Raw genomic sequence first — 17545 nt, forward strand, 5'->3', positions numbered from 1 at the left:
GGTGCTTGGTGACGTCCTACAGGAGGTCCTGAGACGCTGCGGCGCTTTCGGGACGGAAGATCCGCATAGGGGCCTGGAGTTCGATGTCCGTGCACAAAGATGCTGTCCGACGAGATGGGGTTGCCCACCCGGCCGGGGAAAGTGAGGCGGCACACAGCCGACTCCGGTTGCCCCGCCTGCTTCCCACGTCCACTGCGCCCGCCGTGGTGGGCACGTTGTGCTTCCTCATCGGGCTGGTGGACCTGGGCACCGGTGTCTTCCCACGGTTGCGGCACACGCGCGTGCACACTTGGGCCTCTTACTTCCCGGGGACCGTGACCAGTCTCGCCACCGCCGCCTCGATCATCGTGGGTGTCCTGCTGCTGATGCTCGCCCACGGACTCAAACGCGGGAAGCGTCGCGCCTGGGCGGCTGCCGTCGTCCTCCTCCCGGCGGGTGTCCTGGCCGGTTTCCTGCACCACCATCGGCCCTCCCCGCTGACCACGCTCCTCTCGGTCGGCGTGCTCTACGTCCTGTGCACACACCGCGGCGAGTTCGCGGCGCTGTCCGACCCACGCACCAGATGGCGCGCCGCGGCCAACTTCGTGCTGTTGGGGACCGCAAGTTTCAGCATCGGTCTGCTCGTCGTCAGCTCCCACCCACTGGTCGAGGTCGGCGACCCGTCGATGGCCGACCGGTGCGTAACGGTGCTGCGCGGGCTGTTCGGCTTCGACGGTCCGGTGCACTACACCTCCGACCGCGCCGCTGACGCCGTGGGCTACTCGCTGGGCGGTCTGGGTCTGCTGGTGGCGTTCAGCACCGGCTACCTGGTGCTGCGTCCCGAGCGCCCCGTCTCCGAACTGAGCGACGACGAAGAGGAGCGCCTGCGGGGCATCCTCGCGCGGCACGGCGGACGCGACTCGCTGGGTTACTTCGCCCTCCGGCGGGACAAGAGCGTGGTGTTCTCCCCGAGCGGCAAGGCGGCGATCCCCTACCGGGTGGTCTCCGGCGTGATGCTCGCCAGCGGCGACCCCGTCGGCGACGTCGAGGCGTGGCCAGGGGCCATCGAGCGGTTCATGGCGGAGGCCCGTGCGCACGCCTGGATCCCGGCTGTCGTCGGGTGCAGCGAGACCGGCGGCGAGGTGTGGACGCGTGAGACGGGTCTGGACGCGCTGGAACTCGGTGACGAGGCGGTGGTGCGGGTCGCCGACTTCTCCCTGGCAGGCCGGGCGATGCGCAACGTGCGGCAGATGGTCTCCCGGGTCGAACGGGGCGGCTACACCTGCCGGATGCGCAGGGTGGGGGACCTGACCGAGGAGGAACGCGAGTGGGTGCGCGTCGCCGCGGCCGACTGGCGCGGCACCGACACCGAGCGCGGTTTCTCCATGGCTCTCGGCCGCTTCGGCGACCCCAGGGACGAGGACTGCGTCGTCGTCACCGCACACCGGAACGTGTCCGAGGACCCCTCCCCGCACGGTGATCTCAAGGCCGTCCTGCACTTCGTGCCCTGGGGCACCGACGGATTGTCGCTGGAGCTGATGCGGCGGGACCGCGGCGCCGACGCCGGCATGAACGAACTGCTCATCGTGTACGCCCTGCGCAACGCGGCGCAGCTTGGCGTGGCCCGTGTCTCGCTCAACTTCGCGATGTTCCGCTCCGCGCTGGCCCGCGGCGAGCGGCTGGGTGCCGGGCCGGTGCTGCGCTTCTGGCGCGGCCTGCTGGTCTTCCTCTCCCGCTGGTTCCAGATCGAGTCGCTGTACCGGTTCAACGAGAAGTTCCAACCCCAGTGGGAGCCCCGCTTCATGATCTTCCCGAGCACCCGCGACCTCCCCCGTATCGGCTTCGCCGTGATGCAGGCCGAAGCCTTCATCACCTTGGCGCTTCCCGCCCGCTACCGCCGCCTCCTGCCCGGTGCGGCGCGCCGCGCGAGGGTGGGCGCCCAGGACTCGGCGTCCTCCGTCCTCAAGGCGGAGAGCGGGGGGACGCGGCGCGCGGCCTGAGCAGCTGCCGTCTCCGTCGAACCCCGGTGCCGGTGCGCGGACCTCGGTGTCCTTCGTCAGTGTGCGGTCCGGAGCTGGTGGAAGGCGCCGTCGCGGAGCAGGGCGGACAGCATGGCGACGCGCTGTCGGGCGAGGTGATGGCGCTTCTTTCATCTCCCCACTTGCTGCTAATCGGTTGGGCAAACCTGCTCTGTTGATCTCCCCACCCATCGTGTGATCTTGCCCGGTGTGTCGCCGTATCTGGCGGTTGGTCCGGAAAGCCTGCGTGCGCAAGTTCGGCCTGCTCGGGGGCCTGGATGCTCACGCGGGAGGAAGACGTGGATGCTCATGCACTGCGTCGGCAGGGATGGACGATCTCGGCGATCGCCCGGCATCTGGGCCGGGACCGCAAGACGATCCGGGCCTATCTGAACGGTGAGCGGACCGCCGGCCCGCGGCGTCAGGCACCTGATGCGTTCGTGCCGTTCCTTCCGTACTGCCGCCAGTGCCTTGCTGACGACCCGCACCTGTGGGCATCCACGCTGTTCGACGAGGTGGTGGGGCTCGGCTATGAGGGTGCGTACTCGACGTTCACCCGCGCCCTTCGCCGCTATCGCGTCCGGCCGCACTGCGAGCCTTGCCATGCCTCGACCGGCCGCAACGTTGCGGTGATCGCGCACCCGCCGGGCGAGGAGATCCAGTTCGACTGGCTGGAACTGCCCGATCCTCCCGACGGATGGGGGGTGGGTGAGCACGCGCATCTGCTGGTCGGGGCCCTCGCGCATTCGGGCCGGTGGAGGGCGGTGCTGGCGGAGTCGGAGGACTTCCCCCATCTGGTCCAGGCCCTGGACGATGTCGTGCGCAAGCTGGGCGGGACCGGCCGCCGATGGCGCTTCGACCGGATGGCCACCGTCTGCTATCCCTCCAGCGGTCAGGTCACCGCGGCGTTCGCCGCCGTTGCCAAGTATTACCCGTTGACTGAACTACTGGGGGCGTCTTAGCAGTTCAGTGACCCTTTGGCGGGATCGTCGTTGGGTTGGCTGTGGAGTCATCGAGAGACCTGTCGGTCCTGTCCGTGCCCTTGATCGGCGAGATGGTGGCCACGGACGATCCGTGGGAGCCCTACCGGCTCGTCGGTCCGGAGGGGACGCCAGTTGCGGGAGTCGCTGCCTTCCTGCGGGACCTGCAGGCGTCCGGGCGGCCAGCGACAACGGCTCGTTCCTACGGGATGGACCTGCTGCGGTGGTTCCGCTTCCTTTGGGCTGTCGACGTGTCGTGGGATCGCGCCGAGCGCATCGAGGCCAGGGACTTCTCTCGTTGGCTGCAAATTGCTGGGCAACCGTCCCGTCAGCACTGGCGGCGCCCGGACCAGGCTGGCCGGTGGGCTGCTGGCGGGAAGCCGTACGCGACGTCGGTCCGTACGCACAGCGAGACGGTGCTGCGGACCTTCTACGACTTCCACCGCGATGTCGGCACCGGGCCGGTCCTCAATCCGTTTCCGCTGGCCGCTCGCGGCGGGGGCGGCCAGCGCATGCTCACCGCAACCCGATGGATCCGCCGCGCAATGAGCGCGTCGGGCTTTACCGGCCGAGGCTGCCGCAGCGGATTCCGCGCAGCGTCCCGGACGCGGAGTTCAACGAGATCTTCGCCCGGCTGCCCTCCCACCGTGACCGGGCCCTGGTCGCCTTCTACGTTTCCACCGGCGCCCGGGCCAGCGAGTTGCTGTCCGCGTGGCAGGGCGGGGTCGACCCGGGCCGCCAGCTGATCAGCGTGGTCCGCAAGGGCACCGGCGAGGTCCAAGAGCTTCCGGTCTCGACGGATGCGTTCGTCTGGCTGCGGCTGTATCAGCTGGAGCTGGAGGATGCGATCCCGAAGGGGCGGCGGCTTCCGCTGTGGTGGACGTTGCGCAACCCGTCACGGCCGCTGACCTACCACGCGGCACACCGGATGTTCGAGCGGGCCAACAACAAGGCCGGCACCGCGGCGACGCTGCATGCCCTGCGGCACACCGCCGCCTACCGGATGGCCGAGGACCCCAGTCTCCCGCTCACCGATGTCCAATTCATCCTTGGACATGCACAGTTGACCACTACCCAAATCTATCTCACGCCCCGCAAGGAGGAGGTCATCCGGCGGCTGCTGGCTCATCATGCCGAGCAGACGAGACAGGCCGCCGCCCGCACCGCACCCGCCGCTGCCCCTGGCTACTCGGCCGAGTCGCTGGACGTGTTGTTCGGGACGGCCCGCTGATGACCACGACGCTGGAGACCGCGCAGTCTGCAGCGGTGAAGACGCCGCGGCCGGTCACGCAGTTGCTCCGAGCACGGCCGCGGGAGGACGCATGGCCCGCGACCGGACAGAGCCGCGAGGAGGTCTGGGGCCGGCTGGCCGCCGAGCCCTTCGCCCCGGCCTGCGACAACAACGGCCGCAAGTTCGGGCTTGGCCTGCTCCTGGACTGGCTGGCCGATCAGCCCGGCGCCACCTGGCAGGAACGTTGGCTGGCCAGCGGCGCCGACGGCGATGGCGCCAACTGGCGGGAGATCCCGTTGCGTTGGATGCGTGAGCGCGGACACGAGGTTCCCTGGCGCCAGGAGTCCTTCTTCCGGGCGGTGCACCCCGCTCTTTGCGCCGACCTCGTCCGGCCCTCACTGCCCTGGCTGATCACCTCGTCACTCCGCAGCAGCGCGCTCGTAGGCATGCTCGCCCAGCACCGCGACCCGACCGGCTTCGCCCGGCTGCGGGAACGCTGCGCTACGGATCCGAGCGTTAACACGGCCGCGGCGACCCGCACCGCCTACCGCGCTGCCCAGATCCTCGTCGCCAAGGGCGGCATCATCGCCGACATCGTCCCGGGCGACGTCCTGGAGCTGCTGGACATCGAGGCCGATCTGCGCGGCACCTCCGTCGGAGCCACCCACCTGTTTTATCGGGTCCTGCACGACCTGGATGTCTTCGACGATCAGGCTCCGGCGACGCTGCGCGAACTGCGAACGGGCGGACAGCGCACGCCCGAGGAGCTGATCGACCGTTACGGCATTGCCTGCCGCCCGGTCCGCGACCTTCTCGTCGACTACCTGCGAGAACGCCAGCCGGCACTGGACTACAACAGCTTGGATGCGCTGTCTTACTACCTGGCCAAGCTGTTCTGGTCCGACCTGGAACGACACCACCCGGGCATCGACAGCCTGCACCTGCCGACCGATGTCGCCGACGCCTGGAAGCAGCGGCTTCGCACCACCACCAAGACCGTCCGCACCCCGGACGGCCGCCGGGTCACCACCGAGGCGCCTCGGATTAACTACCGTGAGTGCCTCACTCCAGTGCGGGCCTTCTACCTGGACCTGGCGCACTGGGCCGTCGAAGATCCCGCCCGCTGGGCCGCCTCTGGGCCGCCCCCTGCCCGATCGGCAGCGAGGAGATCAACCGCAAGAAGGACAAGCGGCGCCGCAAGTCGCGGATGGACGCCCGCACCCGCGAGCGTCTGCCCGTGCTGCCGGTCCTGGTCCGCAGTGTTGACCAGCGGCGCAAGGACGCCGCCACCGTGCTGGCCGTCGCCCGCGACACTGCACCCGGCGAGGCGTTCACCGCCGATGGGCAGACATTGGTACGCGTCGCCCCGCGCCGGTCGGCAGCCGCCAAAGTGCTGGCCGAGGACCCCGCCACCGGGCACCGACGCGATCTCGGACGCGAGGAGGACCACGCCTTCTGGGCCTTCGCCATCGTCGAGGTGCTGCGGGCCACCGGCATCCGGGTCGAGGAACTCACCGAGCTCTCCCACCACAGCCTGATCCAGTACCGGCTGCCCACCACCGGCGAGCTCGTCCCGCTCCTGCAGATCGTTCCGTCGAAGACTGACACGGAACGGCTCCTGGTCGTCAGCCCCGAGCTGGCCGAGGTCCTCTCCACGATCATCCGCCGGGTCCGCGACAACAACGGCCGAGTCCCCCTGGTCCCGGCCTACGACCACTACGAGCGCACCTGGCTGCCGCCTGCACCGCTACTGTTCCAGCGACACCGCGGCTACGAGAACCGGGCGATCAGCTCGGGCGCCGTCCGGAAGATGCTTACCACCGCGCTCGCACATACTGGTTTGACGGACTCCGTCACCGGCGGGCCGTTGCACTTCACGCCGCACGACTTCCGTCGGCTGTTCATTACCGACGCCGTCCTCGGCGGCCTGCCCCCGCACATCGCCCAGGTCATCGCCGGACACCAGGACATCAACGTCACCCTCGGCTACAAGGCGGTCTATCCCGACGAGGCCGTCCAAGCCCACCTGGCCTTCTTGGCCCGCCGACGAGCCATGCGGCCCACCGATGAATACCGCGTCCCCACCGACGAAGAGTGGACCGAATTCCTCGGCCACTTCGAACGGCGAAAAGTCTCCATCGGCACCTGCGGCCGGTCGTTCAGCACCCCCTGCATCCACGAACATGCCTGTGTCCGCTGCCCGATGCTCTGGCCCGACCCCGCCCAACGCGACCAGTTGGTGGAAATCCGCGACAACCTTCACGCCCGCATCGCGGAAGCCGAGCGCCAGGGCTGGCTCGGCGAGGTCGAAGGGCTGCGAGTCAGCCTCGCCGGCGCCGAAGACAAGCTCACCCAGATCGACCGACGGGCTCCGCGAGCCGTCGACCTCCCCATGCCCACTGTCCCGGCTACCAGCCATAGCGACGTGGCCGGCCCAGGTCGGTAGTCAGAGGCAGGTGAGAGAGTGCGGCCATGAACATCGAAGACTTCTGGACGATCACCGAGACCGCCCGCACCGACGCAGCCTCGGCCTCCGGCGACCCGGACCAAGCGTTCGCATCGGCCCTGGTCGACCGGCTCGCGGCGACCTCGAAGCAGACGATCCTCGAATACCAGCAGTGCTTCGATGAGCTCCACGCGGCGATATACCGCTGGGACATGTGGGCCGCCGGCTATCTGATCGGCGGAGGCTGCTCCGACGATGCCTTCATGGACTTCCGCGCTGGCCTCATCGCACAGGGCCGAATTTGGTACGACCGGGCCGCCACCGCACCCGACGTTCTCGCCGAGCACCCGGAGGTCGTGGCTGCGGCAGCCGAAGGCAGCGACGAGGCGCTATTCAACGAAACGGTCAACTACGCGGCCTCCTACGCCTACGAGCGCATCAACGGCGATGAGGACAATTGTTCCTTCTACGACAACTACGATCAGTTCCGCGGCCCACGAACCGATGGCGAACCAGTCGATATGGGTGAGAGCTTCGATTTCGACGACGCCTCAGAGATGCACGCCCGTCTCCCCCGGCTGGCCCACCTGTTCCTTGATCACGGCGAGGACTGAGTTCGCGAGGCCCCTTCACCACCAAGTTCAGAGAATACGGGGTCGGGGTGGACATCTGCCCGCCCCGCCGCGGCAACCGCAAGGGAGTGGTGGAGAAGGCCAACCACTCGGCGGCGCAACGCTGGTGGCGCACGGTTCCCGACGGCCTCACGGTCGTGCAGGCCCAGTCCGGGGTCGACAAGCTCTCGGTCCGGATGGACGACCGGCGCCGGCGGATCGACGGAGCGGTCACCACCGTCGGCGAGCTCGCCGCGGCCGAGCCCCTGCTCGACATCCCGGTCCGGCCGTTCCCGGCCGAGCTGGAGGTCGAGCGGACCGTCAGCCCGCAGAGCCTGGTCGCCTTCGACGGCAACTTCTACTCCGTCCCGCCCGGCCTGCCCGGCGTCACGGTCAAGGTCCTGCACCGGCTCGGCGAGGACGGCCTGCGGACCGTCACCGCCGGCCGGGCCGTCGTCGCCCGCCACCGCCGGGCCCCGCGAGGTGCCGGGCAGACCGTCCGGGACGACGGACATGTCATCGCGCTGGAGCGGGCGGTGCTGTCCTCGTTCTCCGACCGGGCTCCCTGCAAGAGCAAGGTCCGCAGACCGCCGTCAGCAGCAGCCCTGGCCGAAGCCGAGCGGCTGCGCGAAGGGCCGGCCGCCGGCAGTTCCGCCGAACGGGTCGTGATCGACCTGACCCACTATGCCGCCGTGGCCGACCGGCTGCGGAGTGTCCCCGCACCGAAGCAGGAGGAGAGTCCGGAGTGAGTACGTCACCGATGCAGGTGAGCGAAGCCCGCCGATTCCAGCAGCTCAGAGGCCACCTGTCCTACCTCAAACTCAACGACGCAGCTGAGGCGTTGAACCGGGTCCTGGACCAGGCCCGCACCGAGCGGATGTCACTGACCGCAGCCCTGGAACGGCTCCTGGAGATCGAGGTCGAAGCCACCGAAGCCCGCAAGCTCGCCGCCCGGGAACGGTTCGCCTGCCTGCCCGAGTCCTGGACCCTTGCCGACTTCGACTTCGCCGCCCAGCCCGGCGTCGATGAGAAGCTGATCCGCGACCTGGCCACCCTCCGCTCCCTCGACGACGCCTCCAACGTGCTGTTCGTCGGCCCGTCCGGAGTGGGCAAGACCATGCTGTCCGTCGCCCTCGGACGAGCGGCCGTCGACGCCGGCCACCGCGTCTACTTCACCACCGCCGCCGAACTCGCAGCCAAGTGCCACAAGGCCGCCCTCGAAGGCCGCTGGAAGACCTGCATGCGCTTCTTCGCAGGTCCGAATCTTTTGATCATCGACGAGCTCGGCTACCTGCCGCTGCCCGAAGACGGCGCCTCGGCCCTGTTCCAGGTGATCAACCAGAGGTATCTCAAGTCCAGCACGATCCTGACGACCAACGTCGGGATCGCCGACTGGGCCGGAGCCTTCGGCGACGCCACCGTCGCCGCCGCCATGCTCGACCGGCTCCTGCACCGGGCTGCCGTCGCCGGCATCGACGGACCCTCCTACCGGCTTCGCGGCCATCAGAACCAGGCCGACGCCATGCGCAAGGGAGTCAACGCACGTGTCTCCTGACCCCACTCACAACGACGAACAGCTCACCCCCAGATCGATCAACTGCCCAGTCTGTGCAGGCGAGTTCTTGCCGAGACCGAGACAGATCTACTGCTCTCCCCGCTGCAAGAGCGCCGCCCACCGATGCGCTCCCGCCGGCCTGGCCGCCCACACCTGCCCAGTCTGTGACGGCACCTTCACCGCCAACCCCCGACTCCGCCAGGTCTACTGCTCGCCGGAATGCCGTCGCGAGTCGGAAAGGCAACGCAACCGAACCCGCGACGAGGAACGGGCACGACGCCTCGGCGAACACCCCCGAGCCCTTCCGCCCGCTCCGCAGCCGACACCCCCCGGGACCATCGACCGCCTGGCACCGACGGCAGTCCGGAACTGCCGGCACTGCGACCAGCCCGTCACGATCGTCGCCCTACTCGCCACCCAGGAAGCCGCCCGACCCACGATCACCAACCGCGTCACCGACATCTCGCTCAGACGCCTCCAGTAAGCATCGGCTGACCGTCACCGATCACCGGGCCCGCCGACCTGACGATCGGCGGGCCCGCAACACTCAGGTCCCCGAGCGGAGTTGGTCCAGTTCGCTGCCGATCGCATCCCGCAGCGCGTCATGCCGCGGACCGAGCCTGAACCGTTTGTCGCTCCACCGTTCACGCGGATAGAGCCACACCGGCTTGCCCACCACATCGGCCGGCTCCCACGCATGCAAGAACGGATCCGTGTTCCCCAGGATCTCCAGGTTGACCCGGCGGAAAGCCGGGTCCAGCCGCCGACAGGCACGCTCGACCGCTTCACCGAGCTGGTCCATGTCAGACAGGAACGACAGCCGCTTCGCCCTCGGCAGGTCCGACAGCCGCTGCACATCCGGCTCGTCCACGAGCAGAACCGAGTAGCCCGGCAGGAACTGAACGTCCCCGATCACCGCGAACCCCGACGTCAGCCGTCGCAGCACGGTCGGGTTCTCGCCCCTCAGCGCAGCCCCGATCCGGTCCATCCCCCAGTCACCGGTCATGGCCAAAACCTACATTCTGGTGATCAAGGACCGCTCTTCGATCCCCATCCTCCTCACACAGTTCAAAGACCAAGCAAGTGGGGCGAGGAGCGGCTCCGGCCGTTTTCAAAGAACCCCATCAGGGCTGGAGGGCTGACACTGCGCAGGGGAGGGAGCACCCGGCGGGACTATGCGACGTCGGGAGCCGGCAGGGCCCACATGACCCGCAGGGCTGGACATCGAGAACACACTGGCGTCCGCGGTCAGCGCGGCGCCGCTGGTTAGCTCGGCCGGTGGGCAGCAGAGGGCCAGCGCAGGGGAGCGGAGGCGGTGCCGTGGCAGGAACGGCACGTGATCAAGAACGCTGTGCGGCCCTTACCTGCGCTTCCCCTCTGGCCCTCTGCTACCACCGCTATTGCTCACGCCGCGGGAAGTGAGCCCGATGAGCGGTGTGCGGGCGCTGCGAGGGTGCTTCTGGGGAGTGTAAGCGCGCTTCAGCCCAACAGGTCGGCGAGCGGTCCGGCATGGTCGGAGCGCTTGGCCTTGAGCGCGAGCCATGAGCCGTCCGCGAAGGCGATGTCTGCTCGTTTCCGGTGTCGGGCCGGGTGCGGCGCGCGGTGTCTGGCGAAGGCGGTCCTTGGAAACTCGACCAGCAAGTGTGCTCTCTCCCGTTCGGGAGAGGCCGGGCGCGAGAGGACCAGCAGGCGGTGTCGGGTGAAAGCGAGCACGGCGTCGTCATGGTCGTGGCTCGTACGGTCAGTGGGCCCGTTGCGCACAGCAATGGCCAGACGTCCGGCATCACTGTCCCAGCCGCCTTGCCACACCCGGCCCCGAAAAGGACGTCGAACGCCTCGTGCGATGTTCTCGGCCGCGCGCTCCAACAGGTCCCCGGGGACTGAGCCCAGCCACCCGAGGAAGGCGATGGGGAGCAACAACCGACGCCAGCCGCTGAAAATCGGGCCCCTGCGCGCCTGGGGTTTGGCGACGCGGTAGCGCTTGGGCAAGCGCGGCGGAAGGATGGGGTCGAGGCAGACGGGCACTACCCCCTGTAGTACCTCTCCGGAGGACAGCAGCGCTGTGGCGTGTTCGGCCATCCACGCGGCGTCGGGCCCGGGCGGGCCAGGCGGCAAAGACTGGTCGGCTCTTGCACGGGCTCGGGGCCCGGGTGGCGGAGTCGTCATCCGAACACGTCCTTGATGTCACCCTTCGGCACGCGGTACGGGGCAGGTTCCGGATCAGCCTGATCTTTACCCAGGGCCTCCCTACCGAAGTGCTCGGCGGCTTGGACAGCGGGGTCCTTGTAGTCACCGGTGAGACCGGTGAGCCCCCCGATGACGGGTAGGGAGCCGTGCTTGGCGATCTGACCGCTCAGCATGTGGTGCGCCCACCAGTCCTTGGACCGGAAAGCGCCCTCGCCGAAGGCGCCGCCCGCTTTGCGCAGGGCCTTGGCGGCCTTGAGAGCCTCACCTGCGGAACCCAGGCCGGCCTTCATCTCCTTGACGGCCTTCATCAGGGTGCGAAGTGTCTCGGCCAGCTTCGTGGAGACACGCTCCACCCTGGCGAGAAAGACGGCGACCTCGGCCTCGGCGACCAGGCCGTCCACCACGGTGGCCAGGCCAAGGGTGAGGATGTCGGTGACGACCATGGCCGCCAGCGTCATCGCGGCCCATTCGATGGCTTCACGGATGATCTCGACGATGGCGTCCTCGGCCATCTTGCACTCTTCGGCGGCCTTGCTGAGGATGTGGGCGACCTCGCCCATCTCCTTGGCCGTGCCGTCGACAGCTGACACGATCTTGCCCATGCCCTCGCCGAAACGGTCCGAGGCGTCACCGCCCCAGTGGTCGGGTAGCCGGCGGGCGCCCGCCCGCAGGGCCTGGGCCAGACGCTGCAGTTCCTGACCCTGCGAGCGCCACTGGTGCGCGGCAGCGGTCAGCTGACTGGGCATGCCGGTGACCTTCTCGAGCTGGTCCATCAGCCCGACCTTGTCCAGGAACCAGCGGATCGCGTCGTCCAGCCCTGCGTCGATCCCGTGCTCAGCACTGTCGTGGACGTCCTGGATGCTGGGTAGGGTCTCGATCTGCTTGTTCACCCAGGCGTAGGCGTCCGAGGCTGCACTCTGCACCGTCATGCCCCGTCGCCCCCGAAGTCGTGTTCCGTGGCCATTTCGTTCTGGATGTAGTTGCCCGCCATGGCCCGAAGGGTCTCGGAGGCGTGGAGCAACAGATCCGTCAGATCGCGCACGTCCTGCTGCGCGGCTTGGGCGTGCTCGGTGTAGGCGGTGTGCAGTTCGTCGGACTCGGGCAGCTTGCCGAAGGCGCCTGCTGGGACGTCGACCTGGTCAAGGGCCCGCCCGATGCGCGGAACCTCTTCCTGGTGACGGCCCACATCATTGGCGTAGTTGAGGAGCACATCCGGATTCGCGTGAAAACCGTTCCCCATCTGCGTCTCTCCTCAGTTTTTCGTGCGTGGTGCCACCTAGAAGGCGTGGTGAGACAGGCTAGCTGTATTGACCGCAGGGTTGTTGACGCGGGTGATGGGCGGGTGGCCGCCGAGTGCGGTGTGGCAGCGGTGGTGGTTGTAGGTGTGGAGGTAGTCTGCCAGGGCGTCGGTCCGCTCGGCGTTGGAGGTGTAGGGCTTCAGGTAGGCCCACTCGTCCAGGAGGGTGCGGTTGAAGCGTTCGACCTTGCCGTTTGTCTGGGGCCGGTAGGGCCGGGTCTTCTTGTGTGCGATGCCAGCCGCGGCAAGGGCTTGGGTGAAGAGCTTCGACTTGTAGCAGGCGCCGGTGTCGGTCAGAACACGCTCGACGACAACGCCGTGTTTGGTGAAGAACGCGTTCGCTCTTTGCCAGAAGGCGATCGCGGTGCTGACGCTCGTCGGGCAGGACCTCGCTGTAGGCCAGACGGGAGTGGTCGTCGACGGCCGAGTGGATGTAGCTGTAGCCGATCACCGGACTGCAGCTCTTGCGCTGGGTGGTGGTGGCTTGCCGATTGCGGTCGCCGGCGCCCTGCCGACGGTCCCCCAGCCGCCGCCGTCGTCGATGTTGCCCAGCTGCTTGATGTCGACGTGGACCAGCTCGCCGGGTTTGGTGCGCTCATAGCGGCGGATCGGTTCGCCGGTGGGCCGGTCCAGCCAGGCCAATCGGTTCAGGCCGTGCCGGACCAGGGGCCTTGACCCGAATCCTGGACACGGGTTATGCGGCTTGTGGCAGCGTAGTTGGTGTGTGGTGGAGGGCGTTCTCGAAGGCGATCGGTGCTCGTTGTCCGGGGCGGGAGTGTCGGCGTCGGGTGTTGTAGCGGTGGAACCATCGGAAGGCGTCGAGTCGCGCCTCACGCTCGTCTGGCCAGGTCTTTCGTCCTTGCAGGGTTTCGCGTTTGAAGGTCGCGTTGAAGGACTCGGCGAGTGCGTTGTCCGCGCTGGACCCGACCGCACTCACCTCGAAGTTTCGTGACGGCCGCCGACGTAGTCGGTGGCCTGTTCCCGTGCCGTGAACCTGAGGGTGGGCAGGCCGAGGGCCCGAGTGTCGTCTCGGGGTGGCGCCGGGTTCCACTGCTCCGGGTGGTGAGGGGCTGTCGTAGGGACGGGGGGACCCACTGGTCAGCCGGGTTTCGGTAGGAGTACGAGCCGGTCGAGTGCGGCAGTGATGTGGCGGGTCCAGGGCCAGTGTCGGGCCAGGCGGAGGATTCGGCGGCGGCCGGTGGTGACGAGTTGTCCGGCCGCGGTGAACAGGCGGAGCCGCAGGCGGCGGGGCTCCCAGAGCCTGGCGGTGCCGGTGAGCGCGAGCATAGGCATCCAGGCCAGTAGGTCGAGGGCGATCTGAACGATCTGGAGCCAGACCTTGTTCTGGGCTGTGGTGTGCAGGGGCAGGTTGCGCAGTGCGGTGGCCCGGGCGGCCCGGATGCGGTCCTCGGCCCGGGCCCGTAGCCGGTGACGGAGTTCGAGTTCGGCGATCGGCCGGTCAGGGGTGTTGGTGGCAAAACAGGTGATCCGCTTGCCGTCCGCGTCCGTGATCCTCAACTGGGCGCCGGGGTGAGGCCGTTCCTTCCTGACGATCAGCCGCATGCCCTTCGGCCAGCCGTCCAGCAGCTTGCCGGTGAGCTCGGAGACCCAAGCCCCGTCACGAACCTCACCATCGGTCTCGACGGCCGCGGTCCAGGCCGGGGCGGGGATCTTCAGCACGTGTTCGTGGATCGCCTCGGTGACCGTCATGCCGACCGAGTAGGACAGCCAGCGTCCTTGCTTGGCGAGCCAGGACACGAAATCGTGGGTGCCGCCGGCGGAGTCCGTGCGGATCAGCGTCTGCCGTCCTCGCCGGTAGCGCTTGGGCATCTGGGCCAGGGCGAGCTGGGCGGTGGTGATGTGGTCGGCGGCCGTGTTGGATCCCGCGTTTCCCGGTCTGAGGAGGGCCGCGATGGGCTCGCCGGTTCCGCCAGGGCCGTGGTCGACGAAGGCTGTCAGCGGGTGGTGGCCGTAGGTCTTCTTCCAGGTCGCTGCTGCGTCCTCCTTGTCGGAGTGCGCGATCACGAGGATGCCGTCGAGGTCGACGGTGACCTGCCCGTCGGCGTCCGGGGCGTTCTCACCGGCCAACGACCAGACGGGGTCACGGACTTCGGAGCGTGCGGACCGGATCGTCTGCAGAGCTTTCTCGCCGGAGGCGGCGAGGGCGTCGGTCAGGCGGGAGACGGTCGGGTCGGAGGCGACCGGACCGAAGACGGCCGGCTCGGCCCGCAGCATCGCGACGTCCGCGAGGCAGTCGCCGCCCAGTGCGACCGCCAGAGCGAGATCCCGGTGGATCTTGCCGGGATCGTGGACGGCCCGCGGCTTGCGCCACGGCGCCAGAGCTGTCGATATCGCCTGGTCAAGGCCGGTCTTGCGGACCGTTTCGACCAGCAGGACAGACCCGGCCTGGGAGACGACCTGGCGGCCGTCGTCCTGGACACGTACCCGGGGGTAGGACCCGATAGAGTGCTTCACCTGGGAAGTGCCTCCGACGGTGGCAGGAACAAGGACCTCGACAATCCTCATTCTTGCTGGTCAGAGGCACTTTCTGCTTTCCTGACCGCCTGCCGGACAGCCCGCTTCATGAAAGCGCGAGGCTAGTCAGCCCCGAACTGGCCAGCGTCCTGGCCACGATCATCAAGCGCCTGCGCGACGCCAACGGCGGAATGGTCCCGCTGATCTCCCGCTACGACTCACACGAGCGCGTCACGGGCCCCCAGCTGCCGCACCTGTTCCAGCGCCGCCCTTACTGGCAGCCGCAGGTCATGAGCGAGGCCGGTATCGAGCGCGCTCTGGACCGGACCCTGGAGGCCACCGGACTACGCGACCAGGCCGGCGAGCCACTGCGCTACACACCGCACGACTTCCGAAGGATGTTCGCGACCGAGGCCGTCACCGGCAGACTGCCTGTTCACATCGCAGCCCGCATCCTCGGTCACAAAACACTGACCACCACCCAGGCATACCTCGCCGTCTTCCAGGACGACCTGGTACGCACCTACCGAGGCTTCCTCGACCGGCGCCGGGCCGAGCGCCCCCAAGAGGAGTATCGCGAGCCGACCGCAGCGGAGTGGCACGACTTCCAGCAGCACTTCGAGCTCCGCAAGGTCTCCCTCGGCACCTGCGGGCGCCCCTATGGCACCCCCTGCAAGCACGAACACGCCTGTATTCGCCGCCCTGTTCTCCAGATGGACCCCCGCCAGCGGCCCCGCCTCATCGAGATCATCCAGAACCTTCGCGAGCGCATCACCGAAGCCCGCGGGAACGGCTGGCTCGGCGAGGTCGAAGGACTCCAGGTCAGTTTCGACGCCGCGATGGCCAAGCTCAACAGCCTCAAGCGGGCCCCGACTGATGGTCGGCCGCAGCTGGTAGACCTTGGCATGCCGGTCTTCACTGACTCCGCTCCACCACCTCAATCGGAACATTGATATGCCACCGCCGTCGGTGGTGAAGGGCGCGCTCCTACGTCATGCAGGGTGCCCCGGGGCCGAGGCTCGCTTGGCGGTATTCCGCTGGGTGATGGCCTCACCCACCTGCTCGATGGCAGTACGCAGCAGGGCACCGTAAGCGTCCTGGGGCAGGTTCGGAGCATGCTCGTGTGCCGCGTTGATGTGCTCGGTGGCAGCCTCGAAGGACCCGAGCCGCCGGTAGTTGTCAGCGAGGTTGAGATGAAGGGACGGATAGAAGCCGGCGACCTGAAGAGCGGTGTGATGCTCCTGAACGCGCTGATCGGTCAGGGAGTCGGCAGCATCCAAGGCCCGGATGTCCCAAGCCAGGGCTTGGGCGGGGTCTTCGTAGAGGTCTGCCATGTAATGCGCGAGGGAGCAGCGGTGCAGCGGGTCGCCGGTGGCGCCGATCGTGGACCAGATGTCCAGGAGCTTCTGGCGGGCGGTGGCGATGTCGCCGGCTCGTCCTTCGATGACGGCCTGGCCGATGGCTTCCATTGTCGAGTCCGGGCTGGCGGGCGTAGTGGTCATCAGAGTGGTCCTCGTCATCTCTACTCAGGCGGAGTGGTCAGGTTTGATGGGCATGGCCAAGGTGGTGAGATCGCCGCGGTCGGCGGAGCGGACCGTGACGGGTTGGTTGGGTCCTCGCAGGTCGAACATCACGTCGGGGCCGATTGCGGTGCTGATGGCTGGATAGAGCGTGGTCAGCTCGAAAGAGATCTGGAGGGCTTGTCCCGTCACAGCGGCCGGGAGCGAGAAGCCGGGGTGCTCGTCATCAGCCGCCAGAGCCTTCAGGCCGTGGCGGGTGACGCAGAGCGAGAGCCACTCGCCTGGATGTTCTTCCAGGGCTCTCAAGAGCAGGCCCTTTGGGACGGTCAACCGGGTCGTGACCTCGGGCAGTGACGCGAGCATTAGCCGGTAGTCGGGGAACTCCTCCGACAGCAGCCGGCAATGCTGGTTTTTCCGGTCCGAAGTGCGGAGCCAGATACCGTTCGACGTAGCTTCGACTCGCACCAGCATGCTGCGGCGAATTTCGCCGACTGCGGCCCGCAGCTCGTCACCGCTTACCGTGGCCGCCCATGCCGAGGGCGCTGCTTCAGCAGGAACCAGGGTTCGTGTCGCGAGCCGGTAGCGGTCTGTCGCCGTCAGCGTGACCGCTTCCTGGGTCGCCTCGACGCGCACTCCCTCAAGCACCGGCATCCCCGGATCGCGTGCGGTCGCGGTCAAGACCTGCTCGATCGCGTCAGCCAGCACGGGCCCCTTCAGTGTGGCAATCGGCATTCTCGGCACGTTGGCCAGCGACGACTTGATCAGAGCGGCCTTCTGCTGCACCGCTTCCGCGTCCTCCACAACCTTCGCGACGTGCTCGTCGATCAGCCGGGAGGCTTCATCAGGCTCGGCGTCGAGAACCGCCTCGACAGCACCGAGGGGCATGGCAATCTGACGAAGCTGACGAAGCTCGATTGCCCGTGCCACCTGGTCGGCGCTGTAGTACCGGTAGCCCGAGACCGGGTCGATCTCCGCAGGGGGCAGCAGCCCGGAGTCGGCGTAGAACCGCAGCGCACTGGACGTCAGACCAGTGCGCTGGGCAAAGACCCCGATCGGCATCAGCTCAAAGTTTGGCACCCCGCCATCGTCGAGCTTCAACCAACTCGAAGGTCAACTGCGTACTGAAGACGGCCGCGCTGTGACCGATTCCTTACTGATCTTTTCGTAAGTTCGGTGGGTGTGGTGGGTGGATGGTCAGGCCGGTATGGGCGAGGAATGACCATGGCAGTAGGGGGTTGGCGTTGAT

The 17545-nt window shown here is 68.1% G+C and carries 16 protein-coding genes and 2 pseudogenes; 9 read left to right on the forward strand and 9 right to left on the reverse strand.

From position 1 onward, the window contains the following. The first annotated feature begins 83 nt into the window (after window positions 1-83). The 4 genes and pseudogenes from ACFV3R_RS31775 to ACFV3R_RS31790 all read left to right on the forward strand — a co-directional run bounded on the left by ACFV3R_RS31775 (window position 84) and on the right by ACFV3R_RS31790 (window position 4208). Window positions 84-1979, forward strand: coding sequence for a phosphatidylglycerol lysyltransferase domain-containing protein (locus ACFV3R_RS31775; protein WP_385590369.1), 1896 nt, complete (start codon window positions 84-86; stop codon window positions 1977-1979). A gap of 317 nt (window positions 1980-2296) precedes the next feature. Beyond that, window positions 2297-2959 (forward strand): transcriptional regulator, encoded by a 663-nt coding sequence (locus ACFV3R_RS31780; RefSeq protein WP_385590371.1) that lies wholly within the window; start codon window positions 2297-2299, stop codon window positions 2957-2959. 92 nt (window positions 2960-3051) lie between these two features. Continuing rightward, window positions 3052-3237, forward strand: a pseudogene (locus ACFV3R_RS31785) (integrase); the annotation flags it as partial. Window positions 3238-3506: 269 nt separating this feature from the next. After that, a complete protein-coding gene (locus tag ACFV3R_RS31790; protein ID WP_385590373.1) occupies window positions 3507-4208 on the forward strand; it encodes a tyrosine-type recombinase/integrase in 702 nt (233 codons plus the stop codon). A 419-nt stretch (window positions 4209-4627) separates the two neighbouring features. On the opposite strand, the gene ACFV3R_RS31795 is transcribed toward ACFV3R_RS31790, so the two are convergent. After that, entirely contained in the window at window positions 4628-5149 is a 522-nt protein-coding gene (locus tag ACFV3R_RS31795) for a hypothetical protein (protein WP_385590375.1), read from the reverse strand. A 116-nt stretch (window positions 5150-5265) separates the two neighbouring features. On the opposite strand from ACFV3R_RS31795, the gene ACFV3R_RS31800 reads away from it, so the two are divergent. From ACFV3R_RS31800 to istB, 4 genes are read left to right on the forward strand one after another with little or no spacing between them, the layout of a single operon-like run. Continuing rightward, window positions 5266-6654 carry a tyrosine-type recombinase/integrase gene (locus tag ACFV3R_RS31800; RefSeq protein ID WP_385590377.1) on the forward strand — a complete coding sequence of 463 codons (1389 nt, stop codon included), beginning with the start codon at window positions 5266-5268 and terminating at the stop codon, window positions 6652-6654. A gap of 26 nt (window positions 6655-6680) precedes the next feature. Beyond that, window positions 6681-7268 carry a DUF4240 domain-containing protein gene (locus ACFV3R_RS31805; protein ID WP_385590379.1) on the forward strand — a complete coding sequence of 196 codons (588 nt, stop codon included), beginning with the start codon at window positions 6681-6683 and terminating at the stop codon, window positions 7266-7268. A gap of 47 nt (window positions 7269-7315) precedes the next feature. After that, window positions 7316-8014, forward strand: coding sequence for a transposase (locus ACFV3R_RS31810; protein WP_385590381.1), 699 nt, complete (start codon window positions 7316-7318; stop codon window positions 8012-8014). Continuing rightward, a complete protein-coding gene (istB, locus tag ACFV3R_RS31815) occupies window positions 8011-8820 on the forward strand; it encodes an IS21-like element helper ATPase IstB (protein WP_385590383.1) in 810 nt (269 codons plus the stop codon). The genes ACFV3R_RS31810 and istB overlap by 4 nt, the downstream gene beginning before the upstream one ends. Window positions 8821-9367: 547 nt before the next feature. Here istB and ACFV3R_RS31820 read toward each other — a convergent pair. From ACFV3R_RS31820 to ACFV3R_RS31845, 6 genes and pseudogenes are all read right to left on the reverse strand, one after another. Then, window positions 9368-9826, reverse strand: a complete 459-nt coding sequence (locus tag ACFV3R_RS31820) for a diadenosine tetraphosphate hydrolase (RefSeq protein ID WP_385590385.1) — start codon at window positions 9824-9826, stop codon at window positions 9368-9370. A 473-nt stretch (window positions 9827-10299) separates the two neighbouring features. Next, window positions 10300-10809 (reverse strand): hypothetical protein, encoded by a 510-nt coding sequence (locus tag ACFV3R_RS31825; RefSeq protein ID WP_385590387.1) that lies wholly within the window; start codon window positions 10807-10809, stop codon window positions 10300-10302. Window positions 10810-10982: 173 nt separating this feature from the next. Further along, window positions 10983-11936 (reverse strand): WXG100 family type VII secretion target, encoded by a 954-nt coding sequence (locus ACFV3R_RS31830; protein ID WP_385590389.1) that lies wholly within the window; start codon window positions 11934-11936, stop codon window positions 10983-10985. Beyond that, the gene (locus tag ACFV3R_RS31835; protein ID WP_385590391.1) at window positions 11933-12247 is read right to left on the reverse strand and encodes a hypothetical protein; all 315 of its coding nucleotides are present in this window, start codon (window positions 12245-12247) and stop codon (window positions 11933-11935) included. The genes ACFV3R_RS31830 and ACFV3R_RS31835 overlap by 4 nt, the downstream gene beginning before the upstream one ends. A 36-nt stretch (window positions 12248-12283) precedes the next feature. Continuing rightward, a pseudogene (locus ACFV3R_RS31840) lies at window positions 12284-13355 on the reverse strand (IS481 family transposase). A gap of 47 nt (window positions 13356-13402) precedes the next feature. After that, window positions 13403-14779, reverse strand: coding sequence for an IS1380 family transposase (locus ACFV3R_RS31845; protein ID WP_385590393.1), 1377 nt, complete (start codon window positions 14777-14779; stop codon window positions 13403-13405). A 191-nt stretch (window positions 14780-14970) separates the two neighbouring features. On the opposite strand from ACFV3R_RS31845, the gene ACFV3R_RS31850 reads away from it, so the two are divergent. Continuing rightward, window positions 14971-15732 carry a tyrosine-type recombinase/integrase gene (locus ACFV3R_RS31850; RefSeq protein WP_385590395.1) on the forward strand — a complete coding sequence of 254 codons (762 nt, stop codon included), beginning with the start codon at window positions 14971-14973 and terminating at the stop codon, window positions 15730-15732. 39 nt (window positions 15733-15771) lie between these two features. On the opposite strand, the gene ACFV3R_RS31855 is transcribed toward ACFV3R_RS31850, so the two are convergent. Further along, window positions 15772-16281, reverse strand: a complete 510-nt coding sequence (locus tag ACFV3R_RS31855) for a hypothetical protein (protein ID WP_164441977.1) — start codon at window positions 16279-16281, stop codon at window positions 15772-15774. Window positions 16282-16305: 24 nt separating this feature from the next. Further along, window positions 16306-17376, reverse strand: a complete 1071-nt coding sequence (locus ACFV3R_RS31860) for a MerR family transcriptional regulator (RefSeq protein ID WP_385590399.1) — start codon at window positions 17374-17376, stop codon at window positions 16306-16308. Between the last annotated feature and the right edge of the window lie 169 nt (window positions 17377-17545).

This window comes from Streptomyces sp. NPDC059740 (assembly GCF_042733155.1).
Taxonomy (GTDB): Bacteria; Actinomycetota; Actinomycetes; order Streptomycetales; family Streptomycetaceae; genus Streptomyces.